The organism is Mycobacterium sp. IDUB_36, from assembly GCF_055419225.1.
This window is the reverse complement of record NZ_JBVAXH010000001.1, coordinates 2,908,855-2,932,600: the sequence shown is the minus strand read 5'-3', so window position 1 is coordinate 2,932,600 and position 23,746 is coordinate 2,908,855. Positions and strand designations below refer to the sequence as shown.

The window sequence follows — 23,746 nt, the reverse complement described above, 5'->3', positions numbered from 1 at the left end:
CTCTAGTAGAGGTGTTCAGACAATTCGTTCCAGCAGGCTTCTGAATTCTTTGCGCTGCGCGACGGTGAGCCGCGTGAGGCGTTTCTCGAACTCACCCGACAGCAGCGCCAGCCCGTCCGCCGCGACCCGGCTCCCGTCGGGGGTGAGCAGCAGGCGGTGACGCCGAAGGTCGCAGGGATCGATCTCGCGGCGCACGAAACCAGCCGCCTCCAGTCGCTTGAGGTATGACGTGACGGTCGCCTTGGGCATGCTCAGCGTCACCGCCAGTTCAGCCGGATACCGATGCTCGTCGATCTCGGCCAGCAGGAAAAGCTCTTTGGCCTCCAGACCCAACGCGCAGATCTTCGCCTCCGCGCAGGAGATCACCGACAACAGCAGCCGGTAATTGAGGGACCAGATCTTGACCGCGTCAGACATCGACTTGCCAGATCATTCAGATATAAACTAGTTTGAAATTGAACAAACGCATAGTCGAACAACTTACCAGAAAGCCTCCGTCATGCCTCTGGATCAATACACCACTCTTGGACGTTCTGGCCTGCGCGTCAGCCCGCTGTCTCTGGGCGCGATGACTTTCGGCGAAGACCTCGGCTGGGGCACCAGTGTCGAGGAGTCCCAACAGATCATCGACCGGTACACCGAACTCGGTGGAAACTTCATCGACACCGCCAACTTCTACACCCGGAGCCATTCCGAGAAAATCGTCGGCGATCACATCGGCCGCCACGCCGCGCGCCGCGACCGCATGGTCTTGGCGACGAAGTTCAGCGGCAACCTCTATCCGGGCGACCCGAACGGTGGCGGCTCGGGCCGCAAGTCATTGATCAACGCCTGCGAGAACTCGTTACGCCGGTTGCAGACCGACTACATCGACCTGTACTGGCTGCACATCTGGGACGTCAACACCCCCATCGAGGAAACGATGGCCGCGCTCGACCACCTCGTCGCGTCGGGCAAAGTACGCTACATCGGCGTATCGGACACCCCGGCGTGGAAGATCGTGCAGGCCAACCTGATTGCGCGTTTTCACGGCTGGTCCAGCTTTATCGGCCTGCAGGTCGAGTACTCGTTGCTGGAGCGCACCATCGAACAGGAGCTGGTTCCGATGGCGAATGAATTCGGCCTCGGCATCACGCCGTGGTCGCCGCTGAAGAGCGGGGTGCTCAGCGGCAAGTACACCCGAGCCAACCGCGGCGAACACAGCGCTGACCGCGGCGCAATGGTCGACGCCTTCCTCAACGACGAGACCTACGCGGTGATCGACGAATTGGACGTCATCGCCCGGGCGCACGACACCAATGTCGCCAGCGTGGCCTTGGCGTGGGTGCGGGCGCAGGCCGGCGTGTCGTCGGTGATCATCGGAGCGCGCCGCCTCTCACAGCTCGAGGACAACATTCGCGCCGTGGACGTCCACCTCACCGCGGAAGAACTCGCCCGGCTGGACGCACTCACCAAACCGGAATTCGGATTTCCGAACAACATGCTGGAGATGGCCCCGGGCATTCTCAACGGCGGTACGACCGTCAACGGGGTTACGGCACCGATTTCGGACTACGTGATACCCGAAGGCGTTCAGCCGTACTGAGATCGACGGGCTACTCGCCGGAGTGCATCTTCAGAGCGCCCTCGACATTGGCCTTCTTGTCCTCGCCCGCACCTTTGGCGGCGGCCTTCTTGCGCTTGGCCACCACGCTGTCGACGGCGCCGTTGAGCGCGGAGCCCAACGGGAAGCCGAGGTAGTGGGTCAGGAAGACCGCCATCTCCTTGAGCTCGGTCTCGTTGAGCTCTTCGTTGAGCAGCGCCGCGTTGATCTGGATCTCGGCGAGGTCGCGGTTGCCGACCGCGGTGACGGCGGTGAGCGTCATGATCCGCTTGTCGCGCATCGACAATCCCGGTCGGGTCCAGATGCTGCCGAACAGGTGGTCGACGGTCAGGTCGAAGTAGGCGTCGCCCTCGATGTTGGGCATCTCCCAGCCGTAGACCTCGTTCATCTTCGCCAGGCCCTTGCTACGCAACTCGTCCATCAGGCCTCTTTCTCTGTGTGCGGCACCCCGAGTCCCGCCGCCAGCCCCTGATGGGCCAACTGAGCGAGCGGCAGGTCGACCGAGACTGATTCACCCAGGGCCAGCGCCAGGCTCAGATCCTTCTCTCCCAGCCCGCGGGCGTGGGTGAAGGATTGGTACAGGAAGTTGTCCGGATCGAGGTCTTTCATGTTGTCGCGCACCATGATCGCGCCCGGTCCACTGGTCAGCGCGTCGGTGTGCCGCACGACCCGGCCCAGCGCCTGCAGGTCCAGGCCGGCCGCCTCGGCGAGCTTCATCGCCTCACATGCCGCGACGTAGGACGTGAACGTCAACATGTTGCGGGCCAACTTCATTCGAGTACCCGCACCCGGCTCGCCGGCGTGGACCACCATCGCCGCCCAATGCTTGAAGGCCGGCTTGATCCGCTCGTAGACTTCCCGGTCGGCGCCCACCATGGTGGCGAGCTTGCCTTCCGCCGCCGCCGCTGCGCCACCACTGACCGGAGCGTCGACGATGTGGATGCCCTGTTGCTTCAGCTCGCCGGCCAGTTCGGCGGCGGTGGTGTCTTTGATGGTCGAGTGGATCGCGATGACCGTCTCAGGCTTGGCATGCTCGGCCAATTCGCCGACGACCTCGCGCACCTGGGCGTCGTCGAGCACGGTGACATGGATGATGTCGGCAGCTGCCACGTCGGCCACACTGTCGGCCAGCCTCGCACCTTTTTCGGCCAGTGACGTCATCGCCTCCGCCCGAATGTCGTAAACCGTGATGCCGCCGGCCCATTCGGTCATTCTGGTGGCCATCGGCGCGCCCATGTTGCCCAGGCCGATGTAGCCGAGCTTGATGCCCTCACTCATGACCGGAAGATCTGTCCGCCGTCGACGTTGAAGATCTGACCGGTGATCCAGGACGCCTCGTCCGACAGCAGGAACAGGCACATGCCGACGAGATCCTCCGGCTGCCCCATCCGCGACAACGGGATCCCCTTGACGATGTCGGCGACCATCTCCTGCGGAGTGGTGGTGCGGTTGGCCTCGGTGTCGATCGGGCCCGGCGCGATCGCGTTGATGCGGATGTTCTGGCCGCCGAGCTCGGTGGCCAGCTGCTGGGTGAGGCCGTTGACGCCGACCTTGGCCAGACCGTAGAAGTTCGAATACAGCCATGCCGCCGTAGAGGATTGGTTGACGATCGCGCCGCCGCCCCGCTTGGCCATCTTCTTGTAGACCGCGCGGGTACACCACAGCGCGCCATCGAGGTTCACGCTCATGAACTTCTTGTAGTACTCGGGATCGACGGTGATCAGAAAGTCGAGTTTCATGCCGCCGAAAATCGCGGCGTTGTTGACCAGATAGTCGATGCCGCCGAATTCGGCCAGCGTGCGGTCGGCCATCTCCTTGGCGGACACCGGGTCTGACACGTCGACGGGCAGGGCGAGCGCGGTGCCGCCCTCGCCCTTGATTCCGTCGGCGACCTTCTCGGCTCCCTCGGTATTGATGTCGGCCACGACGACGGCCGCACCTTCCCGGGCCAGCGCCTCGGCGTACGCCTGGCCGATGCCGCCACCCGATCCGGTGACGATGGCGACCTTGTTTTCGAATCGCATGCTCGCTGACTCCTCCGGCTAGACCGCTGTCGCAATGGTTTTGGTTTCCAGGTATTCCTCGAAGCCGGCCAGGCCCATCTCACGGCCATTGCCGGACTGCTTGTAGCCACCGAAGGGCAGATCAGCGGAGTACCAGACGCCTCCGTTGACGTTGATCGTGCCTGCCCGGATCCGCGCGGCGACTCCGGCCGCCCGATCCGGGTCGGTACCAAACACGGTGCCCGACAAGCCATATGGTGAATCGTTTGCGATACGCACCGCTTCGTCGTCGCCGTCGTAGGGGATCACCGTCAGCACGGGACCGAAGATCTCCTCTTGCGCGCAGCGCGCGTCATTGTCCAGACCGGCGATCACGGTCGGCTCGATGAAGAACCCGACGTCACGGTCGGCCGGCCGCCCTCCGCCGCAGGCGAACGTCCCGCCCTCGGCGACGGCCGAGTCGAGGTAGCCCTGAATCCGATCGCGCTGACGCGCCGAAATCACCGGACCGCAAATGGTTCCGGCATCGGTAGGGTCGCCGGCCTTGATGCCGCCCACGGTCGCCGCCGCTATCGAGACAGCTTCGTCGTACTGAGCCCGCGGCACCAGCAACCGGGTGGTGATGGCGCAGCCCTGCCCGGCGTGCATGCACACCGAGAACCCGGCCATGCTCACCGCGCCGCCCAGGTCGGCATCTTCGAGCACGATGAACGCGGACTTTCCGCCGAGTTCGAGGAAGACCCTCTTGATGGTCGCGGCACCGTCGGCCATCACAGCCCGACCGGTCGCAGTCGATCCGGTGAACGAAACCATATCAACCCGTTGATCTTTGGCCAACAGCGCGCCGACGCCGTGGTCACTCGACGTGACGATGTTGATCACGCCGGCCGGGAAGTCGGTGTGCTCGGTGATGAGCTCGCCGAGCACCGCTGCGGCCCAAGGGGTGTCGGGTGCGGGCTTGAGCACGACAGTGTTTCCGGCGGCCAGTGCGGGCCCGATCTTGGCGAGGTTGATCTGGTGGGGAAAGTTCCACGGCGTGATCGCGCCGACCACGCCGACCGCCTCGCGGGCAATGGTGCGGCGGGTGGGGATACCCATCGGCTTCGCCTCGCCGAGATCCTGTGTGTACTGGTAGGACTCGGCGGTATCGGCCGCGAACGACAGGTCGTTCACCGGAATTTCGAGCTGCGCGATACCGGTGAGCATCCGGGGAGCGCCGACTTCGGCGATGGTCAGGTCGCGCAGTTCCTCGAGGTGCTGCTGCATGGCCGCCTGCAACTGGCGCACGCAGCGGACCCGCAACTCGGTGTTGCGCGACCAGTCCGTGTCGTCGAAGGCACGCCGGGCGGCCTCGATGGCGCTGTCCATGTCATCGGTGCCGGCGTCGGCCGCGGCACCCAGGACTTCCTCGGTGGCCGGGTTGATCGTGGAGAAGGTGCCCTGACTGCCACTCCTCAGCTTGCCGTCGATGAGTAGCGAGCTCACGCCGTCGGCCAACAATGCCATCTCTGCCTCCGCGCCTCGTTGAGTGGACACATGTCCGGAATAATCTCGTCGAACATAGCTCTCGCGCCCCGATGTCCGCAAGACCCTGCACCCACAACCGGCAAAATACCGCACTTCAACAGGTATTTTGCGACCGGGTCTTGCACGATGTCGCGACCATCGGCTAACTTGGACAAGTGTCCAGCGACCCAGTGGTCACCATCACTCCACCGAATAGCGCGCCGGCCAGTGACGCGCCACGCAACCGTCGACAAGAAGAGACCTTCCGCAGAGTGCTGACGGCGGGGGTCGAGGTCCTGCGAGAGACCTCTTACGCAGACCTGACCGTGCGGGCGGTCGCAGCCCGCGCCAAGGTCGCACCGGCAACGGCGTACACCTACTTCTCCTCGAAGAACCACCTGATCGCCGAGGTCTACCTCGATCTGGTTCGCCAGGTGCCGTTCTTCACCGATGTGAACGAGCCGATGCCGACCCGGGTCGACAAAGCCCTGCGCGCCCTGGCCCTGGTCGTCGCGGACGAACCCGAAGTGGCGGCCGCGTGCACCACCGCACTGCTCGGCGGCGGTGGCGACCCGGCCGTGCGGGCCGTGCGTGACCGCATCGGCGCCGAAATCCACCGGCGCATCACCTCGGCCATCGGGCCCGACTCCGAGCCCCGCATCGTGTCGGTGCTCGAGATGACGTTCTTCGGCGCGCTGGTCAACGCCGCCAGCGGCGCCTACACCTACCACCAGATCGCCGACCATCTCGCCTACGCGGTCGGACTCCTCCTCAAGACGGAAGCCCGATGACCGCTCAGATCGACAAGCCACTGCTCGACCCGTACGACTACGACTTCCACGAAGATCCATATCCGTACTACCAGCAACTGCGCGACGAGGCGCCGCTGTATCGCAACGAGGAACTCGGCTTCTGGGCGCTGTCCCGACACACCGACGTGCACCAGGGCTTCCGCAACAGCACCACGCTGTCCAACAAATACGGCGTCTCGCTCGACCCGGCGTCGCGCGGGCCGCACGCTTCCAAAACCATGTCGTTCCTGGCCATGGACGACCCGTCGCACCTGCGGCTGCGGACCCTGGTGTCAAAAGGCTTCACGCCCAGGCGTATTCGCGAACTCGAGCCGCGTGTCACCGAGATCGCGGTCCAGCACCTCGACGTCATGTTGGAAAAGGCCGCTTCCGGTGTCGCGGTGGACTACGTCGACGAGTTCGCCGGCAAGCTGCCGATGGACGTGATCTCCGAGTTGATGGGTGTTCCCGACGCGGACCGCGATCAGGTTCGGGCCTGGGCCGACGGCGTGATGCACCGGGCGGACGGTGTCACCGACGTCCCGCCGGAAGCCATCGAAGCCTCGCTGAATCTGATTGTCTACTACCAGACGATGGTGGCCGAGCGGCGCACGAAGCTGACCGACGATCTGACCTCGGCCCTGCTGGAAGCCGAGATCGACGGCGACCGGCTGACCGATGACGAGGTGCTGGGCTTCATGTTCCTGATGGTGATCGCCGGCAACGAGACCACCACCAAATTGCTTGCCAACGCCGCATTTTGGGGTCACCACAATCCGGATCAGTTGAAACCGGTCTACGACGACTTGTCGCGGGTACCGCTGTGGGTCGAGGAGACCCTGCGTTACGACACCTCCAGCCAGATCTTGGCCCGCTCGGTCGCCGGTGAGCTCACCCTGTACGACACCACCATTCCCGACGGCGACGTTCTGCTGCTGCTGCCCGGATCGGGGCACCGCGACGAACGCGTTTTCGACAAACCCGACGACTTCATCATCGGGCGCGACATCGGTTCGAAGTTGTTGAGTTTCGGCAGCGGTGCGCACTTCTGCCTCGGCGCCCACCTGGCCCGAATGGAAGCCAGAGTCGCTCTCACCGAATTGTTCACCCGCATCCGCGGTTACGAAGTCGACGAGGCCAACTCGGTCCGCGTCCACTCCAGCAACGTCCGCGGCTTCGCCCACCTACCCATGACCGTGGAGGTCCGCTGAATGCCCCGCTTTGAACCACTGCCCGAACGCCGCCCAGCAATCGTGGCAGGCGCCTCCTCCGGCATCGGCGAGGCCACCGCCATCGAGCTCGCGGCCCACGGCTTCCCGGTCGCCCTCGGCGCCCGCCGGGTCGAGAAGCTCGACGACATCGTCGGCAAGATCAACGCCGACGGCGGCGAGGCGGTCGGCTTCCACCTCGACGTGACCGACCCGAACTCGGTGAAAACCTTTGTCGCGCAGTCGGTCGAAGCGCTGGGCGACATCGAGGTGCTGGTGGCCGGTGCCGGTGACACCTACTTCGGAAAGCTCGCCGAGATCAGCACCGACGAGTTCGAATCGCAGCTGCAGATTCATCTCGTCGGCGCCAACCGGATGGCCGCGGCGGTGCTACCGGGAATGATCGATCGGCAGCGGGGCGACCTGATCTTCGTCGGCTCCGACGTGGCGCTGCGCCAGCGGCCGCACATGGGCGCCTACGGCGCTGCCAAGGCCGCCCTGTTGGCGATGGTCAACAACTTCCAGATGGAACTCGAGGGCACCGGTGTGCGGGCGTCGATCGTGCACCCCGGCCCGACCAAGACCTCGATGGGCTGGAGCCTGCCCGCCGAGAAGATCGGCCCGGCACTCGATGATTGGGCGAAGTGGGGCCAGGCCCGCCACGACTACTTCCTGCGCGCAGCAGATTTGGGGCGCGCCATCACGTTTGTCGCCGAGACACCACGCGGCGGCTTCATCGCAAACATGGAACTCCAGCCCGAGGCTCCGTTGGCCGATAAAACCGACCGGCAGAAACTCGCCCTCGGCGACGAAGGGATGCCAGCACAATGACGTCAACCACGCTCGTGCCACGGGTGTCCGGCGGCGAGGAAGAACACGGGCACCTCGAGGAGTTCCGGACCGACCCGATCGGGTTGATGCAGCGGATCCGCGACGAGTGCGGCGACGTCGGGTGGTTCCAGCTCGTCGACAAGCACGTCATCCTGCTGTCCGGAGCCGAGGCCAACGAGTTCTTCTTCCGGGCCGCCGACGAAGATCTCGACCAGGCCGAGGCATACCCGTTCATGACACCGATTTTCGGTGAGGGCGTGGTGTTCGACGCCAGTCCCGAACGGCGCAAGGAGATGTTGCACAACTCCGCGCTGCGCGGCGAGCAGATGAAGGGCCACGCCGCCACCATCGAGGGTGAAGTCCGGAAGATGATCGCCGACTGGGGTGACGAGGGCGAGATCGAACTGCTCGACTTCTTCTCCGAGTTGACCATCTACACCTCGACGGCCTGCCTGATCGGCCTGAAGTTCCGCGAGCAACTCGATCACCGGTTCGCCGAGTACTACCACGAATTGGAGCGCGGCACCGATCCGCTGTGCTACGTCGATCCGTACCTGCCCATCGAAAGCTTCCAGCGTCGCGACGAGGCGCGGGTGAAACTTGTTGCACTGGTGCAGGAGATCATGAATCACCGCATCGCGAACCCGCCGGCCGACAAGGCCGACCGCGACATGCTCGACGTGTTGGTGTCGATCAAAGACGAGCAGGGCGAACCGCGTTTCTCGGCCGACGAGGTCACCGGCATGTTCATCTCGCTGATGTTCGCCGGCCACCACACCAGCTCCGGCACGTCGGCGTGGACGCTGATCGAGTTGATCCGCCACACCGACGTCTACGCCGAGGTGCTCGCCGAACTCGAGGAGCTGTACGCCGACGGCCAAGAGGTGAGTTTCCATGCGCTGCGGTCGATTCCGAAGCTGGACAACGTGGTCAAGGAGACCTTGCGACTACACCCGCCGCTGATCATCTTGATGCGGGTCGCCAAGGGCGAGTTCGAGGTCGCCGGCTTCCCGATCCACGACGGTGACTTCGTGGCCGCATCGCCGGCGATCTCCAACCGGATCGCCGAGGACTTCCCGGACCCCGATGCGTTCAAGCCGGACCGCTACAACAAGCCCGAGCAGGCCGACACCGTCAACCGGTGGACCTGGATTCCGTTCGGCGCCGGCCGGCATCGTTGCGTGGGTGCGGCTTTCGCGCAGATGCAGATCAAAGCGATCTTCTCGGTGCTGCTGCGGGAATACGATTTCGAGATGGCGCAGCCCGCCGACAGTTACCACAACGACCACTCCAAGATGGTCGTGCAGCTGGCGAGCCCGGCCAAGGTTCGTTACCGCAGGCGTCAGGCGTAAGGCGTCCGATGGGTTTTCGCGTCGAAGTCGACCTGGATCTGTGCCAGGGCCATGCGATGTGCGAACTGGAGGCACCCGATCACTTCCGGGTGCCCAAACGCGGCAAGGTCGAGGTCCTGGAGGCCGAACCCGGTGACGACGCCCGCGATGAAGTCGAGCGAGCGGTCGATATGTGCCCCACTCAAGCCCTTTTGATCAAAGAAGATTAAGGAGACGGCTCACTATGTCCACGACGTCACACTCACGGGAGAAACTCGAAGCCTGGGTCGACAGCTGGCTGCAGGCCAACAAGGACTGCGAAAAAGCCGGCGACTGGCGGCCGCTCGGTGACTTCTACGCCCCTGAGGCCACCTACGGCTGGAACATCGGACCCAAGGAAGACGTGATGTGCGTCGGAGTCGACGAGATCCGCGACATCGCGCTGGGCCTGGAAATGGAAGGTCTGGAGAACTGGGTGTACGAGTACCAGAAGGTGCTCATCGACGAGAAGCAGGGCGAGATCGTCGGCTTCTGGAAGCAGATCGTCAACAAGACCGACGGCAGCCAGGACGAGATCTACGGCATCGGGGGCAGCTGGTTCCGGCTCGACGACGACGGGCTCATCGAATGGCAACGCGACTTCTTCGACTTCGGCCACGTCGCGAAGATGTTCGGCAACCTGATCGAGTCCGGCGACCTCAGCGACGGCATGCAGAAACGGATCGAACGCAGCGTTGCCGGCGAGAAATTGCCTGGTTATTACCCGCTGGGCCAGGCACCGGTCCCCATCTGGTGAGCCACACTCGGCTCCCCTGGTGACCAGGATCACCCGCTGACCTACACTCAACCAAGCGGTTGCTTGCGTGGAGCTGGGCCGTTCTCAACCGACGTTTCAACGACGAAAGCAGGTTCACGATGAAGACCAAAGGCGCGCTGATCTGGGAGTTCAATCAGCCCTGGTCGATCGAGGAAATTGAGATCGGCGACCCGCAGAAGGATGAAGTCAAAATCCAGATGGAAGCGGCGGGCATGTGCCACTCCGACCACCACCTGGTCACCGGCGGCATCCCGATGGGCGGCTTCCCGGTTCTCGGTGGTCACGAAGGCGCCGGCATCGTGACCGAGGTGGGCCCGGGCGTCGAGGACATCGCCGTCGGCGATCACGTCGTGCTGTCGTTCATCCCGTCGTGTGGTCACTGTCCGACCTGCCAGGCCGGCATGCGCAACCTGTGCGACCTGGGCGCCGGTCTGCTCAACGGTGCCGCGGTATCCGACGGCACCTTCCGCATTCAGGCCAAGGGCAAAGACGTCTTCCCGATGACCCTGCTGGGCACCTTCTCGCCCTGGATGGTCGTACACAAGAGTTCCGTGGTGAAGATCGACCCGACGGTGCCGTTCGAGGTTGCCGCCCTGGTCGGCTGCGGTGTCACCACCGGCTACGGCTCGGCGGTTCGCACCGCTGACATTCGCCCGGGCCAGGACGTCGCGATCGTCGGCGTCGGTGGTGTCGGCATGGCGGCACTGCAAGGCGCCGTCACAGCCGGTGCGCGCTACATCTTCGCGATCGACCCGGTCGAGTGGAAGCGTGACCAGGCTCTGAAGTTCGGCGCGACGCACGTCTACCCCGACATCTTCGCCGCCATGGGCGGAATCATGGAAGTGACCTACGGCCTGATGGCCCACAAGGTGATCGTCACGGTCGGCGAACTGCACGGCGCCGATGTCGACAACTACCTGATCCTGACGCAGAAGGGCGGCACCTGCGTGCTGACCGCCATCGGCAGCCTGGTGGACAACAACGTCAACCTGAACCTGGCGATGCTGACTCTGATGCAGAAGAACCTGCAGGGCACCATCTTCGGTGGCGGTAACCCGCAGTTCGACATCCCGCAGCTGCTGGCGATGTACAAGGCAGGCAAGCTGAACCTCGACGACATGATCACCCGCCAGTACAAGCTGGAGCAGATCAACGACGGGTACAAGGACATGTTGGAGGGCAAGAACATTCGCGGCGTCATCCGCTTCACCGACGCCGACCGGTAACCGTCATGTCCGCCGAAACTGCGGAGAAGTCTCCCGCACTGGCCGCTTCCCAATCGTCGTGGCGCTGCGTGCAGGCCCACGACCGGGAGGGCTGGCTGGCGTTGATGGCCGACGACGTAGTGGTCGAAGACCCGATCGGCAAGTCGGTGACCAACCCCGAGGGCACCGGTGTGCGGGGCAAGGACGGCGTCGCGGAGTTCTACGACACCAACATCGCCGCCAACAATCTGCGGATCACCTGCGAAGAGACGTTCCCGTCCAGCGACCCCAACGAAGTCGCGCATATCTTGGTGCTGGACAGCAAGTTCGACAACGGGATCACCAGCAGCGTGCGAGGCGTGTTCACCTACCGCGTCGACGACGCGGGTCTGATCGCCAACATGCGCGGCTACTGGAACCTCGAGATGATGACCTTCGGTCAGGAGTAGTGAACCCTCTGCTCGCCGGCCGCGGCGCGGTCGTGGTCGGCGGGTCGCGGGGCATCGGCGCGGCCGTCGCGGCCTTGCTCGCGCAGCATGGCGCCGGAGTGGTGGTCAACGGCCGGGACGCCGACGCTGCAGAATCCACCGCCGGCGCGATCACGGCCGCGGGTGGCCTGGCCGTCGCACATCCCGGCTCGCCATCGGATCCGCAGGCCGCGGAGTCGTTGGTGGACAACTGCATTGACGAGTTCGGCGGCATCCACATCCTGATCAACTGCGCCGGCATCGCCGAACCACCGGGCTCGTCCATCCTCGACATCGACGCGGTGCAGTTCGCCGACCTGATGGACGCGCACCTGGGCACGGTGTTCGCGACCTGCCGCGCCGCGGCACCACGAATGGTGGCACAGGGTGGCGGAAGCATCGTCAACAGCAGTTCGTTCGCGTTCCTCGGCGACTACGGCGGCACCGGTTACCCGGCCGGCAAGGGCGCGGTCAACAGCCTCACCCTGGCGATCGCCGCCGAGTTGAAAGAGCACCGGGTGCGCGCCAACGTGGTGTGCCCCGGCGCCAGGACGCGATTGTCCACCGGGGCGGACTACGTCGCTCACATCACCGCGCTGAACCGGCGGGGGCTGCTGGACGACGTGTCCATGCACGGATCGCTCGATGTCGCGGCACCCGACTACGCCGCGCCGACCTATGTGTATCTCGCCAGCGACCTGTCCGAGCATCTCACCGGCGAAATACTCGCTGCATCAGGCGGTTTCATCGGCCAATTCCCGAAATCGACCGCGACACTGGTCGGCTACCGCGATCATCACGACTCGCCGCCGTGGACCGTGAACGAGATCTCCGCGATGTTCGACGGTGGAGCCGGCTGAGCAGCAGCCGACGGCTCATATGCTGGAGCCATGAGCACAGTTTTCACCAAGATCATCAACGGCGACATTCCCGGGCGGTTCGTGTACGAAGACGACGAGGTCGTCGCCTTCCTGACCATCGAGCCGATGACCCAGGGACACACGCTGGTGGTGCCGCGGGCAGAGATCGACCAGTGGCAGAACATCGACCCAGCCACCTTCGGCCACGTCATGTCGGTCGCTCAGTTGATCGGCAAGGCGGTCACCAGGGCGTTCGACGCCGAACGCGCCGGGGTGATCATTGCCGGCCTCGAGGTGCCGCACCTGCACGTCCACGTCTTCCCGGCAAAGAGCCTCAGCGACTTCGGGTTTGCCAATGTCGACCGCAACCCATCCCCGGAGTCACTCGACGAAGCGCAGTCGAAAATCACCCAAGCGCTGGTCGAGTTGACGACGGGCTGATCAGTTGGTGCCCCGGTGACCATGCCGGGTCTTGAACAGATCAGGAAACGACCGGTGGGCGGAACTCGCCCCCTCGTCCATCGTGTCGATGGAGATCCCGAACGTCGCTTTGTACGAGGCCGCCAGCAGGAGTAGGACGACCGCGTAGACGACGGCCATGGCCGCGGCGAGTTGCTGCCAGTCGTGGTTGACGAAGATCGGCACCACCACGCTCGCCACCGTCAAAGCCAGCACGATGCAGAGCAGCCCTCCATAGGTGATGACGGACGCCGCGGCCATCGCATATCGCTTTCCGCGCAACAGTATTGGGACCTCAGTCACCAGCCGTCCGCTGGTATGGCCGAGCCACAGCCTGGTCGGGTAGGTGATGCTCGGTACGTGATCGAGCAGCCGCTGTTCGAGCACCACGACCGCTTGATTGTGAGCGAAGAGCCGACTGTTGAGCTGCGACTGCCAAGCGATCACCAGCCACACCGGTTTCGGGACCACCGGAACCAAAGCATGCGGGACGGTGTCCGGCCTGGTCACCCAGGCGGCGCCGACCACGGTCGAATAGGCCACCAGAATGCTGATCAGCGACAAGGCATGGCCCAGAATGCTTTGCACCTCAGTGCGTTCGGCCTCGAACAGCGCCGCGATCGCGGGTACCGAGTCTTCTCCGCCGGGCGTCGTCATCTACGTCCTGGCCGCGGCGGCCACGGCGGGTACTTCCGCTACCCGCGGCAAACTGACGAAGAATCGGCAGCCCTGTCCGGGCGCCGTGGTGACGTTCACCGTCCCGCCGTGGGCGTGCACCAGCGAGTCCACGATCGACAGCCCCAGCCCGGTGCCGCCGCTGCTTCGGGTGCGCGAGGAGTCGGTGCGATAGAACCGCTCGAAGACCCGCAGCGCGTCCTCCTTGCTCATCCCGGGTCCTTTGTCGACGACCTCGAGGATGGCGTCCTCGGGGGTGGTGCCTACCCGCACGGTGATCTCGGCGGTGTCCGGCGTGTGCTGCAGGGCGTTGGTCATCAGGTTGCCGACCACCTGGCGCAGCCGGGCTTCGTCGCCGAGCACCTGCGGGGTACCGGGCCCGTCCATCACGTCGATGGCGATCACCCGGCCGGGCGAGACGGCCTTCGCGTCATGCACGGCATCGGTGGCCAGCGCCAGCAGGTCCACCCGTTTGCGCTCGATGGGCCGTTGGGCGTCGAGTCGGGCCAGCAACAGCAGGTCGTCGATGAGCAGACCCATCCGGCGCGACTCGCTCTCGATCCGCGACATCACCATCTCCATGTCGCGCGCGGCACCCTGCCGGTACAACTCGGCGAACCCACGCATCGTGGTCAACGGGGTCCGCAATTCGTGGCTGGCGTCGGTGATGAACCGGCGCATGCGGTCTTCGGAGTTGACCGCCTTCTCCGCCGACGCCTCCGACGCGGCCACCGCCCGTTGGATCTGGGCGAGCATGCCGTTCAGCGCCGCCGAGAGCCGTCCGACTTCAGTACGTGAATCACGCTCGGGCACACGACGATCCAGCTGACCCGCGGCGATGGCCGCTGCCGTCTGCTCGACTTCCATCAGTGGTCGCAAGCTTCGGGTGACCACCCACGATCCGGCCAGACCGAGTACCAGCAGCACCGCCACCCCGATGCCGAGCTGCAACCAGGCCAACGACCGGACGATGTGCTGGATCTCGGAGAGGTCATAGGCGACGGTGACCAGTCGGTTGGGGCCGCGCATCGACACCACCCGCCATTGCACGCCGGAGTTGTCCACGGATCCGACCGTCGTCGGCTCGGGTCCGACGTCGTTGCTGGCCGGCAGCACAGGTTCGGCGTGGCGGTCGTTGATGATCGTTCGGCCGCGCCCATCCGCGGTGAGGCTGCGGACGTAGAAGTTCGACGGCGGGCGGTCGAGGTTGGCGTCGTGCGGCACCTTCAGCGCGCCCTTCGGCGCCTGCGCCCAGCCGCGCGACGCCTCCTCCAGCGTCTGGTCGGCCCGTTGGATCAGGTGCTGGCGCAGGATCGAGGTCACCGCGATGCCGGACGCGGTCAGGCCGCAGGCGACCAACAACAAGGTGGCGGCCACCAGCGCAACGCGCAGCGGCAACTCGATCCGGAAATGGCGTGCCATGCGATTAGCGAGGCTCCCGCAGGACGTAGCCGACGCCGCGCAGGGTGTGCAGCAGCCTCTTCTCGCCGGTGTCGATCTTGCGGCGCAGGTAAGACACGTAGGACTCGACCACGTTGACGTCGCCGCCGAAGTCGTAGCGCCACACGTGATCCAGGATCTTCGGCTTGCTCAGAACGGTGCCGGCGTTGATCACGAAATAACGCAGCAGGGTGAACTCTGTCGGCGACAACGAGACCGCTTCACCGGCTTTCCACACTTCGTGGGTGTCCTCGTCGATCTCGATGTCGGCGAAGGTGAGTCGCGCGTTGTGGTTGTCGTTCACGCCTTTTCCGGTGCGCCGCAAAATAACCCGCAGTCGTGCGACCACCTCTTCCAGGCTGAACGGCTTTGTGACGTAGTCGTCGCCGCCCAGGGTCAGACCGGCGATTTTGTCCTGCAAGGAGTCTCGGGCGGTGAGGAACAACGCCGGCGCGTCGATACCGTCGGCGCGCAGACGGCGCAGCACGCCGAAGCCGTCCATGCCGGGCATCATCACGTCGAGGATCACCGCGTCAGGTTTGACGTCACGCGCCAGATCCAGAGCCGACGCTCCGTCGGTGGCGGTGTGGACTTCGAAGCCCTGGAATTTGAGGCTGACCGACAGTAGCTCGACGATATTGTCCTCGTCGTCGACGACGAGGACACGTGCCTCCGGTGCTGCTTCTTGCATCGCTGCTGACATGAAGTCAATTTCCTCTCATGTAGCTGAAGAATGTCTGCAAACCGGCTGTGCCCAAGCTGTGAGTTCGTTGTAAGCCTGATCACGGCCAACGACCACGGGATTCGACCCCGGCTGAATACACTCTGGGGATGAACGTCGGCAAGAGTCTGATCAGCCTCGCCACCGCGCCCGTGCGGGTCGGACTCGCCGCCGCCGATGCCGGGGTGGGCATTGCGACCACCGCGCTCGGAATGGCCCACCGCAGCCTGGGCGACACCGGCCCGACCGGCGGGGGCAACCAGTTCGCGCACCTGCTCGGTATCGACGATGCGATGGCGCGGGCCAACCGACTGGCCCGCCTGTTGGACGACGATGCACCACTCGGACGGGCGATCGCCAACGACGGCCCGATCGATCGACTACTTCGTCCCGGCGGGGTGGTCGACATGCTGACAGCGGACGGCGGACTGCTCGACCGGCTGACCGCCGAAGGTGGCGGGCTCGAGCGGGCGCTGAAGCCCGGCGGTTTGGTCGATCAGCTGACCGCCAACGACGGGCTGATCGACCGCGTGCTCGCCGAAGACGGGCTGGCGGATCGCTTGCTGTCCGAAGGCGGTCTGATCGACAAGCTGACCGCGCGCAACGGACCGCTCGAGCAGCTGGCCGACGTTGCCGACACGCTGGCTCGTCTCGCGCCCGGGATGGAAGCCCTCGAACCGGCTATCGCGACACTGCAGGATGCGGTGATGTCGCTGACCTTGGTGGTCAATCCGCTGAGCAACATCGCCGACCGGATTCCGTTACCCGGCCGGCGCCCGCGGCGGCCGGGCACGTCGCGAACGGTGCGGTCGCAGCGGGTAATCGACCACGACCCCTCAGCCCAAGACGAGTGAGCCGTTAGGCCCGCCGGGCGGCGGGAGCGTCAGTACGACTGGCCTTGCGCGTATCGCTGCCGCCGGTAGTAGCGGCCGCTGCCGCGATTTCTCGCCCTGTTCGGGCGGCCCGCCTGCGAAAGCAACTCCGCACCGGGACAGCGAGTGGACGTGTGATGACGCATTCGTCGGTACGGACACAGTGGAGCCGCGTGAGAGACTCGAACTCTCGACCCTCGCTTTACAAGAGCGATGCTCTACCAACTGAGCTAACGCGGCGGCGCTTGGCTCGACGAGCCACGGCAATTCTACGATGGGGTGACGCCACCGCAGTGGGCCCTCGTTGAAACCGCCCGAGGCGCGAGTCGAAGGCGCAAGAGGAGTACTCATGATCTACCGCCGTCTCGCCTTGGCGCTCGGCACTGTGTTGGCAGCGGCGACACTTCCGGTCCCGGCTCTCGCCGATCCATCGGTGCCGCCGGGCCAACCGGTGAAGTGCGTGTCGAACACGAAGAAGGGCAAGCAGGTCCTGATTCCCTGCGATCTGCTCAACGCCGGCGCCAACTTCCCGTTCGGTTACCGTTGCCCGCCGCCGCTCGAGCAGTACACACAGGATGTACAGGACTGGTGTGGCGTAGGCCCTGGACTGGGAGCCACCCCACCGGGCGCCGAACCGGCGCCGGGAGCCGCCGGCCCGACCAGCCCCACAAGTCCGACCAGTCCGACCAGCCCTACAAGTCCGACCAGCCCCACAAGTCCGACCAGCCCGACCAGTCCGACCAAGCCGGTGAGTCCCGCGCCTGCCGGGTCCAGCCCGACACCGGGTCCGGGCACCGATCATCTGAATCCGGGCACTCCGCGATAACTTTACAGAAGTCCCGCTTTTTGTAACGATGCAGCGGTGAGCAACGTCGCGTCGGTCCTGGGTCTGGCAACACATCTGGCCCGCGGCGTGCAGCGCGTCACGACAGACGCCGTCGTCGGCGGGCTGCGCCCGCTGCCGCGATCGATCGACGAACTCGACGCCCGGGCACTCTCCGCGATCATGGGGCGACGGGTCGACTCGGTGTCCGTCATCGACGGCGACGCCGGCACGTCGTCGCGCGCCAGGCTGGCACTGACCGGCGACGGCGTTCCGGACTCGGTGTTCGTCAAGATGCCCGCCGAGACCGTTGCCACCCGGCTGATGGGCGAACTCGGCCGGCTGGCCCGCGACCGAGGTGATGTTCTATCGCGAACTCGCGCCCCAACTCACCGGCCTGCCCGCGTCGTACGGATCGGCCTTCGACCCGCTGACCGGTCGCTTCGTCCTGGTGCTGGAAGACCTCGCGGTCGACCCTTGCGTCTTTCCCGACACGCTGCATCCCCTCGACAAGGACCAGGCGGCCGGGATCGTCGAATTGCTGGCCGCGTTGCACGCGAAGTTCTGGGAACGCCTGCCTGCCAACGCAAGTCGATGGTTGTATTCCGCGTCCGGCGATCACACCTCGTTGCTGACGGCGCCGCTGCTGAACACTTCGGCACGTCGGCTGTCGGCGCGAACCGACATTGCGGTCGAAGGCGGTCGGTTCATCATCGACAACTACCGAAGTGTTGCGAAACTGATTGACGGGCAACCGAATACCGTAATGCACGGCGACGCACACCCGGGCAACGTCTACTTCCGCAACGGTGCAGCCGGACTGCTCGACTGGCAGGCGATGCGGCGCGGACACCCCGGCCGCGAGCTGTCCTACACGCTGGTCACGGGCATGACCACCGCCGAGCGGCAATCCTGCGAACGCGAGTTGCTCGCCGTCTACCGGTCCGCGCTGGCCGCCGCCGACGGCCCGGAGCTCGACGCGGACGAACTCTGGCTGCGCTACCGACAGGGCGCGCTGTACGCCTACGTGGCGCCGGTGATCACCGCCGGAATGGGTGGCATGCAGGACGAAGGCATTGCCCTGGAAGGAGTTCGGCGCGGAGTGGCCGCGCTGGCCGACTTGGGGACCGTCGCCGCTCTGAGGCAATCGCTGGCGACGTAGATTTCTCGTCATGCGGATGACGGTGCTCTGCAGCGGTGGCTGGATTCCCACCAGCTCCCGCCAGACCAGCTGCTACCTGATCACCTCTGGAACCGAGGCTTTGATCCTCGACGCCGGAACCGGTTTCGGCGCCTTGCACATCAACCCGTCTCTGCTCAACGGCATCGAGTCGGTGACGGTGGTGCTGAGCCACTTTCATCTCGACCACGTGACCGGGCTGGGTTTCGTCAGCGCACGGTCGCTGGGCGGCCGCGACCTCACCATTGCCGGCCCGGGTTCGATGGCCTACGGCCGGCCCACCCGCTCGATCGTGGAGGGGCAGCTTCTGGCCTCTCCGTTCCAGACCACGTCCCCGCTCGCCTCAGCCCGCTGGGCTGAGTTGGGTTGGGACACGCTGAGTTTCGCCGGACATGAAATCCAGACGTGGGAGCAGACCCGCCATCCACTGCCATCGGCCGGGTTGCGGGTCGGTGACCGCTTCGCCTACTGCACCGACACCGAGTTCGACCCAGCGACCGTTCGGCATGTGACGGGTGTGGCAACACTGCTGCACGAGGCGTGGGAGCCCACTGCGGCTGAGCGGGGTCACACCTCTGGCGAGGAGGCGGGGACGATCGCTGCTCAGGCCGGTGTGGAACGCCTGCTGATCACCCATAACCATCCCCTGCCCGGGGTGGCCGAACGCACCGCCGAAGCGGCTCAGGCCCACTTCGACGCCACCCTGCCGGCCGCCGATGGGGTCATTCTCGAGCTCTGACGGCACGATTTGGCCACAATTGGTACGGTTGCCCAGCAATGCTATTTCCAGCTATCGCCGCTGATCAGCGGCTTTTTGACGCTGCTGTGAGTCGTCTGCGGTTACCTGGCTCACAGGATGATCCTCAGCAAGCTGCCGCATACTAGACGCTAAGTACCAATCAGCGCCTGAGCACACTCATCCCGGTCCGGCGCGGCCCCTGAGACAGTCGAGATTCTGGTGGGAGCACTGCAGCAGTCCAACCCCAAGCATCGCCAGCTTGCGACGCCGAGATCCCGGCGCCGCACGCTGGTCCATGCGGTCGGCGCGGTGGTCGCTGCCGCGGCCCTGCTGGCAACCGGGTCCGGCTACTGGATGGCGCACGGGGTGCTCAGCGGCATCACCGTGTCGCAGGCGCTGAGCCCCGAGGATCCGAAGTCCAGCGGCGACGGAATGAACATCCTTTTGATCGGACTCGACTCCCGCAAAGACCAGAACGGTGACGACCTGCCCTGGAGTCTGCTCAAGCATCTGCACGCCGGTGATTCCGACGACGGCGGCTACAACACCAACACGCTGATCCTGGCGCACATCGGACCCGACAACAAAGTGTCCGCGTTCTCCATCCCCCGCGACGACTGGGTGTCCTTCAGCGGAGTCCCCGGCTACAACCACATCAAGATCAAAGAGGCGTACGGGCTCACCAAGCAGTACGTCGAACAGAAAATGATCAACAAGGGCATCGGCGACCAGAAGCAGCTGGAGACCAAGGGCCGCGAGGCCGCCCGCACGGCGACGCTGAAGGCAGTGCGGCAGTTGACCGGCGCACCGATCGACTACTTCGCCGAAGTCAACCTGGCCGGCTTCTACGACCTGGCCAGCAGCCTCGGCGGAGTGGACGTCTGCCTGAAACACGCTGTGTACGACGAGTACTCCGGCGCCGACTTCCCGGCCGGTCCGCAGACTCTGGATGCCGCACAGGCGCTGGCGTTCGTCCGGCAGCGCCACGGCCTGGAGAACGGCGACCTCGATCGGACACACCGCCAGCAGGCCTTCCTCTCCTCGGTCATGCACCAACTCCAGGACACCGGCACCTTCACCAACCTCGGCAAGCTGAAAGGCTTGATGGCGGTGGCACGCAAAGACGTTGTGCTGTCGGCCGGTTGGGACGAGGACATGTTCCGCAAAATGGGCGCGCTCGCCGGTGGATCAGTCGAGTACCGGACGCTGCCGGTGGTGCGTTACGACAACATCAACGGCCAGGACGTCAACATCGTCGATCCCGCCGCGATCAAAGCGGAAGTGGCATCGGCCTTCGGGACATCATCGACGGCGTCGACGACCGTCGGCGGCATGCCTGATCCATCGACCGTCGTCGACGTGGTGAACGCCAGCAGCGTCGGTGGCCTGGCCAGCAAGCTGGCGCGCACGCTCAAGCACGACGGCTACAACACCGGCTCGGTACGCGACCGGGTGCGTGGTGAACCCACTACGACCACAATCGAATACGCGCCGGGCGCGGACACAGACGCACACGAACTGGCCACTATGCTCGGCATCGATGCACCCGACAAGCCAAATCGCACACTGCAATTCGGGCACGTCCAAGTGGTCGTCGACGACAGCTTCTCGCTTCCCAGCCAGGACGAGTCCACGACCGAACCCACCACGCCGGCATCGATTTACGGCAACTACGGGTGGAAGTCCGCGACCACCACTACCACCACTGATCCGACACCCGATCGAGGCGTGCCGATCGGTGGTGGTGGAGTCCCCTGCGTCAACTGACGCTTTCTCGCAGCAGAAACGCCGACACCGTGCTTTCGAAAGCCTCTTTGGCCTCGATCATCGCCCAGTGACCGCAGTTGGGAAAGACGTGCAACTCGGCGTTGGGGATGGTCCGCATCGGTAGCAGCGCCATGTCCAGCGGACTGACTCGGTCGTCCCGGCCCCAGGTAATCAGCGTCGGCGCCTGGACCCGGTGCATCACGGCCCACGGTTGCGGACCTTTGGACGACTCCATAGCCTCCATCATCTGCGCGAACGCCTTCTTGCCGTACATCCGGCGCGCGCCGGCCAACGTCGCCGGGTCGGTGGCGTGAGTCCACCGCTCCTCGATGAGCTCCTCGGTCACGATCGCCGGGTCATGGACCATCGAATGCAACCAGCGAATTAGCCCCTCACGACTGGGGTTGTCGGTGAACTCCTGCAGTAACCGAATGCCTTCGGCGGGACCAGGGGTCAGGATGTTGCGGCCGATACCGCCGATGGTGACCAGCCGGCGCACCCGCTCCGGGTAGGCGATCGCATAGTTGATCCCAACGCCACCACCCATCGAGTTACCCACGATGTCAACGGTTTTCAATCCAAGTGCATCGACGAACCGCACCACGGCATCCAGCGCGGTGATCATCGGGTGACCGCCGAAGTCGTCGCTGACACCGAAGCCGGGGAATTCCAGAATCAGACAGCGGAAGGACCGGGCGAAGGTGTCCAGCACGCCGCGAAAATTCCGCCAGCCCGTGACACCCGGGCCCGAGCCGTGCAACAGCAACAACGTTGGACCCTCACTCGGGCCGGCCTCGTGATAGCGCAGAACGCCGGCGCCGGTGCTGATCTCGCGAAGGGTGTCCTCGTACGTCAGGCTCACGCGTGGGTTCCACCGTCGATGCGGATTTCGGTGCCGGTGATGAACGCACCGTCGTCGGACACCAGCATCGCGATCACCCCGGCCACCGCGGACGGGGCAGCCATGCCGGTGCCACTGGATTCCTCCGTGGTCGGCAGAATCGGCATCAACCGGGTGAAAAGACCCCAATCCGCATCCTTGGGGATGTATCCGCCGGTGGCATCGGTGATTCCGGACTTGATACTCCCCGGGCACACGCAGACCGCGCGGAGCCCTTTGCTCGCATACTCCAGTGCCAGTGCGTGCGTGAAGGATTGGACGCCACCCTTGCTAGCCGCGTAGGCCGCCATGTAGGGGTGGGCAAACGACGCAGACGTGGAACTGAAGTTGACGATCGCGCTGCGCGAGTTCTGCAGCAGGCTCGGGATGGCCTCCCGGACCACCAGAAAGGTTCCGGTCAGATTGATCCCGATGATCTGGTTCCACTGCTCCAGCGCCATCTGTTCGGTGTGCACGGCGCGCAGGATGCCGGCGGCGTTCACCACCGAGTCCAGACCTCCCAGTGTGCCGACCGCCGAGCGCACACCCTCGACCACCGAACCCTCGTCGCTGATGTTCATCTCGAGCGTGGTCAGCCGCTCTTCGGTACCGGCCTCCGCGGCTCGGGCGCGGGTCTTCTCCAGGCCGTCGGCGGCAACGTCAGCGCCGACGACCGCGGCACCTTCGTCCAGCAGACGCAGCGCGGTCGCCTGACCGATTCCCGAGGCCGCGCCGGTCACCAGGATCCGGTTACCCGATAGTCGATTCATCTGAGCACTCCTGTCCAAGGTCACTGTCCCATGACATATTTCATCGTCGGACCAGTGGTCCAACCACCGTCGACGGCGATCTCGGCGCCGGTCACGTAGGCGGCGTCATCCGACAGCAGGAAGCCGACGGCGCCGGTGATGTCGCCTGGTTCCGCGATCCGTCCCATCGGGGTGTTGGGGTAGTTACCCTCGCCGGGTTGGATGCCGATGTCGACGGTCATCGGGGTGTACACCATGCCGGGGTGTACGGAGTTCACCCGGATGCGGTCCGGCGCCAATTCGACAGCGGCGATCTTCGACAATCCACGTACACCCCATTTCGACGCGCCGTAGCCCGCGGTGAAGGCCAGGCCGAACATGCCTGCCGCAGAGGAGATGTTGACGACCGATCCGCCACCACCGTCGCGCATCGGCTTGATGACCGACTGCAGGCCGTTGAACACCCCCGTCAGGTTGATGTCCACCACCTTGCGGAAGTGTGCGAGCGGCTCGAACTCCAGCAGTTGCCCGGTCGATACTCCGGCGTTGTTGACCAACCCGGTCAGCGAACCGAACTCCTCGAGGGTGAATCGCACGGCCGCCTCCCAGTGCTCGGCGTCGGTGACATCGAGGTGGATGTAGCGGGCCTGAGGGCCGAGTTCGGCGGCCAGTGCGGCGCCCTCGTCGTCGAGCAGGTCGGCAAGCACCACGCTGCCGCCGCGCTCGAGGATCAGCCGGGCGAACGCGGCGCCCAGCCCGCCCGCCCCGCCGCTGATCAGCGTGACCTTGCCGGCCAGCTGACCTGAATTACTCTGCATC

The 23,746-nt window shown here is 65.1% G+C and carries 26 protein-coding genes, 1 tRNA gene and 1 pseudogene; 16 read left to right on the top strand and 12 right to left on the bottom strand.

The features are described 5' to 3' along the window. Positions 1-15: 15 nt before the first annotated feature. Positions 16-417: a MarR family winged helix-turn-helix transcriptional regulator gene (locus tag ACZYW1_RS14510; RefSeq protein WP_463786793.1), complete on the bottom strand. Its 402-nt coding sequence runs from the start codon at positions 415-417 to the stop codon at positions 16-18. 82 nt (positions 418-499) lie between these two features. Here ACZYW1_RS14510 and ACZYW1_RS14505 point away from each other — a divergent pair, with 82 nt between their 5' ends. Then, entirely contained in the window at positions 500-1,585 is a 1,086-nt protein-coding gene (locus ACZYW1_RS14505) for an aldo/keto reductase (RefSeq protein WP_463786791.1), read from the top strand. A gap of 10 nt (positions 1,586-1,595) precedes the next feature. Here the strand turns inward: ACZYW1_RS14505 and ACZYW1_RS14500 are convergent, their stop codons facing one another. From ACZYW1_RS14500 to ACZYW1_RS14485, 4 genes are read right to left on the bottom strand one after another with little or no spacing between them, the layout of a single operon-like run. Beyond that, positions 1,596-2,024 carry a carboxymuconolactone decarboxylase family protein gene (locus ACZYW1_RS14500; protein ID WP_463786789.1) on the bottom strand — a complete coding sequence of 143 codons (429 nt, stop codon included), beginning with the start codon at positions 2,022-2,024 and terminating at the stop codon, positions 1,596-1,598. Next, positions 2,024-2,881, bottom strand: a complete 858-nt coding sequence (locus ACZYW1_RS14495) for an NAD(P)-dependent oxidoreductase (protein ID WP_463786788.1) — start codon at positions 2,879-2,881, stop codon at positions 2,024-2,026. Before ACZYW1_RS14495 ends, ACZYW1_RS14500 begins: the two co-directional genes overlap by 1 nt. Next, positions 2,878-3,627, bottom strand: coding sequence for an SDR family oxidoreductase (locus ACZYW1_RS14490; protein ID WP_463786786.1), 750 nt, complete (start codon positions 3,625-3,627; stop codon positions 2,878-2,880). Before ACZYW1_RS14490 ends, ACZYW1_RS14495 begins: the two co-directional genes overlap by 4 nt. Before the next feature lie 18 nt (positions 3,628-3,645). Next, the gene (locus ACZYW1_RS14485) at positions 3,646-5,112 is read right to left on the bottom strand and encodes an aldehyde dehydrogenase (protein ID WP_463786784.1); all 1,467 of its coding nucleotides are present in this window, start codon (positions 5,110-5,112) and stop codon (positions 3,646-3,648) included. A 176-nt stretch (positions 5,113-5,288) separates the two neighbouring features. On the opposite strand from ACZYW1_RS14485, the gene ACZYW1_RS14480 reads away from it, so the two are divergent. The 10 genes from ACZYW1_RS14480 (at position 5,289) to ACZYW1_RS14435 (ending at position 13,063) form a co-directional block, all read left to right on the top strand. Beyond that, positions 5,289-5,903 (top strand): TetR family transcriptional regulator, encoded by a 615-nt coding sequence (locus ACZYW1_RS14480; RefSeq protein ID WP_463786783.1) that lies wholly within the window; start codon positions 5,289-5,291, stop codon positions 5,901-5,903. Beyond that, the gene (locus ACZYW1_RS14475; RefSeq protein WP_463786781.1) at positions 5,900-7,114 is read left to right on the top strand and encodes a cytochrome P450; all 1,215 of its coding nucleotides are present in this window, start codon (positions 5,900-5,902) and stop codon (positions 7,112-7,114) included. Before ACZYW1_RS14480 ends, ACZYW1_RS14475 begins: the two co-directional genes overlap by 4 nt. After that, the gene (locus ACZYW1_RS14470) at positions 7,115-7,942 is read left to right on the top strand and encodes an SDR family oxidoreductase (protein WP_463786779.1); all 828 of its coding nucleotides are present in this window, start codon (positions 7,115-7,117) and stop codon (positions 7,940-7,942) included. Then, positions 7,939-9,294 (top strand): cytochrome P450, encoded by a 1,356-nt coding sequence (locus tag ACZYW1_RS14465; protein ID WP_463786778.1) that lies wholly within the window; start codon positions 7,939-7,941, stop codon positions 9,292-9,294. The genes ACZYW1_RS14470 and ACZYW1_RS14465 overlap by 4 nt, the downstream gene beginning before the upstream one ends. Positions 9,295-9,302: 8 nt before the next feature. Beyond that, positions 9,303-9,503, top strand: coding sequence for a ferredoxin (locus tag ACZYW1_RS14460; RefSeq protein ID WP_463786776.1), 201 nt, complete (start codon positions 9,303-9,305; stop codon positions 9,501-9,503). 14 nt (positions 9,504-9,517) lie between these two features. Next, positions 9,518-10,069, top strand: coding sequence for a nuclear transport factor 2-like protein (locus ACZYW1_RS14455; protein WP_463786774.1), 552 nt, complete (start codon positions 9,518-9,520; stop codon positions 10,067-10,069). 119 nt (positions 10,070-10,188) lie between these two features. After that, positions 10,189-11,316, top strand: coding sequence for an NDMA-dependent alcohol dehydrogenase (locus ACZYW1_RS14450; RefSeq protein ID WP_463786772.1), 1,128 nt, complete (start codon positions 10,189-10,191; stop codon positions 11,314-11,316). 5 nt (positions 11,317-11,321) lie between these two features. Further along, the gene (locus ACZYW1_RS14445; RefSeq protein WP_463786770.1) at positions 11,322-11,744 is read left to right on the top strand and encodes a nuclear transport factor 2 family protein; all 423 of its coding nucleotides are present in this window, start codon (positions 11,322-11,324) and stop codon (positions 11,742-11,744) included. Then, the gene (locus tag ACZYW1_RS14440) at positions 11,744-12,622 is read left to right on the top strand and encodes an SDR family NAD(P)-dependent oxidoreductase (RefSeq protein WP_463786768.1); all 879 of its coding nucleotides are present in this window, start codon (positions 11,744-11,746) and stop codon (positions 12,620-12,622) included. The genes ACZYW1_RS14445 and ACZYW1_RS14440 overlap by 1 nt, the downstream gene beginning before the upstream one ends. A 30-nt stretch (positions 12,623-12,652) precedes the next feature. After that, positions 12,653-13,063 (top strand): HIT family protein, encoded by a 411-nt coding sequence (locus tag ACZYW1_RS14435; RefSeq protein ID WP_463786767.1) that lies wholly within the window; start codon positions 12,653-12,655, stop codon positions 13,061-13,063. Here the strand turns inward: ACZYW1_RS14435 and ACZYW1_RS14430 are convergent, their stop codons facing one another. The 3 genes from ACZYW1_RS14430 to ACZYW1_RS14420 are packed head-to-tail and all read right to left on the bottom strand — an operon-like array spanning position 13,064 to position 15,899. Then, positions 13,064-13,738, bottom strand: a complete 675-nt coding sequence (locus tag ACZYW1_RS14430; RefSeq protein WP_463786765.1) for a hypothetical protein — start codon at positions 13,736-13,738, stop codon at positions 13,064-13,066. Next, positions 13,739-15,178: a sensor histidine kinase gene (locus ACZYW1_RS14425; protein ID WP_463786763.1), complete on the bottom strand. Its 1,440-nt coding sequence runs from the start codon at positions 15,176-15,178 to the stop codon at positions 13,739-13,741. A 4-nt stretch (positions 15,179-15,182) separates the two neighbouring features. Next, positions 15,183-15,899: a response regulator transcription factor gene (locus ACZYW1_RS14420; protein ID WP_463786762.1), complete on the bottom strand. Its 717-nt coding sequence runs from the start codon at positions 15,897-15,899 to the stop codon at positions 15,183-15,185. A 128-nt stretch (positions 15,900-16,027) separates the two neighbouring features. On the opposite strand from ACZYW1_RS14420, the gene ACZYW1_RS14415 reads away from it, so the two are divergent. Further along, complete coding sequence (locus tag ACZYW1_RS14415) at positions 16,028-16,771, top strand: hypothetical protein (RefSeq protein ID WP_463786761.1); 744 nt, start codon at positions 16,028-16,030, stop codon at positions 16,769-16,771. 182 nt (positions 16,772-16,953) lie between these two features. Here the strand turns inward: ACZYW1_RS14415 and ACZYW1_RS14410 are convergent. Continuing rightward, positions 16,954-17,029, bottom strand: a tRNA-Thr gene (locus tag ACZYW1_RS14410). A 109-nt stretch (positions 17,030-17,138) separates the two neighbouring features. Here ACZYW1_RS14410 and ACZYW1_RS14405 point away from each other — a divergent pair. The 4 genes and pseudogenes from ACZYW1_RS14405 to ACZYW1_RS14390 all read left to right on the top strand — a co-directional run bounded on the left by ACZYW1_RS14405 (position 17,139) and on the right by ACZYW1_RS14390 (position 21,298). Further along, the gene (locus ACZYW1_RS14405; RefSeq protein WP_463786759.1) at positions 17,139-17,615 is read left to right on the top strand and encodes a hypothetical protein; all 477 of its coding nucleotides are present in this window, start codon (positions 17,139-17,141) and stop codon (positions 17,613-17,615) included. 36 nt (positions 17,616-17,651) lie between these two features. After that, positions 17,652-18,774, top strand: a pseudogene (locus ACZYW1_RS14400) (phosphotransferase). 10 nt (positions 18,775-18,784) lie between these two features. Further along, positions 18,785-19,531: an MBL fold metallo-hydrolase gene (locus tag ACZYW1_RS14395; RefSeq protein WP_463786757.1), complete on the top strand. Its 747-nt coding sequence runs from the start codon at positions 18,785-18,787 to the stop codon at positions 19,529-19,531. Between the two features lie 219 nt (positions 19,532-19,750). Further along, positions 19,751-21,298: an LCP family protein gene (locus ACZYW1_RS14390; protein ID WP_463786755.1), complete on the top strand. Its 1,548-nt coding sequence runs from the start codon at positions 19,751-19,753 to the stop codon at positions 21,296-21,298. Here the strand turns inward: ACZYW1_RS14390 and ACZYW1_RS14385 are convergent. The 3 genes from ACZYW1_RS14385 to ACZYW1_RS14375 are packed head-to-tail and all read right to left on the bottom strand — an operon-like array spanning position 21,291 to position 23,745. Next, the gene (locus tag ACZYW1_RS14385; RefSeq protein WP_463786753.1) at positions 21,291-22,160 is read right to left on the bottom strand and encodes an alpha/beta fold hydrolase; all 870 of its coding nucleotides are present in this window, start codon (positions 22,158-22,160) and stop codon (positions 21,291-21,293) included. The genes ACZYW1_RS14390 and ACZYW1_RS14385 overlap by 8 nt on opposite strands. Further along, positions 22,157-22,948 (bottom strand): SDR family NAD(P)-dependent oxidoreductase, encoded by a 792-nt coding sequence (locus ACZYW1_RS14380; RefSeq protein WP_463786751.1) that lies wholly within the window; start codon positions 22,946-22,948, stop codon positions 22,157-22,159. The genes ACZYW1_RS14385 and ACZYW1_RS14380 overlap by 4 nt, the downstream gene beginning before the upstream one ends. Before the next feature lie 20 nt (positions 22,949-22,968). Next, the gene (locus ACZYW1_RS14375; RefSeq protein ID WP_463786749.1) at positions 22,969-23,745 is read right to left on the bottom strand and encodes a glucose 1-dehydrogenase; all 777 of its coding nucleotides are present in this window, start codon (positions 23,743-23,745) and stop codon (positions 22,969-22,971) included. Between the last annotated feature and the right edge of the window lies 1 nt (position 23,746).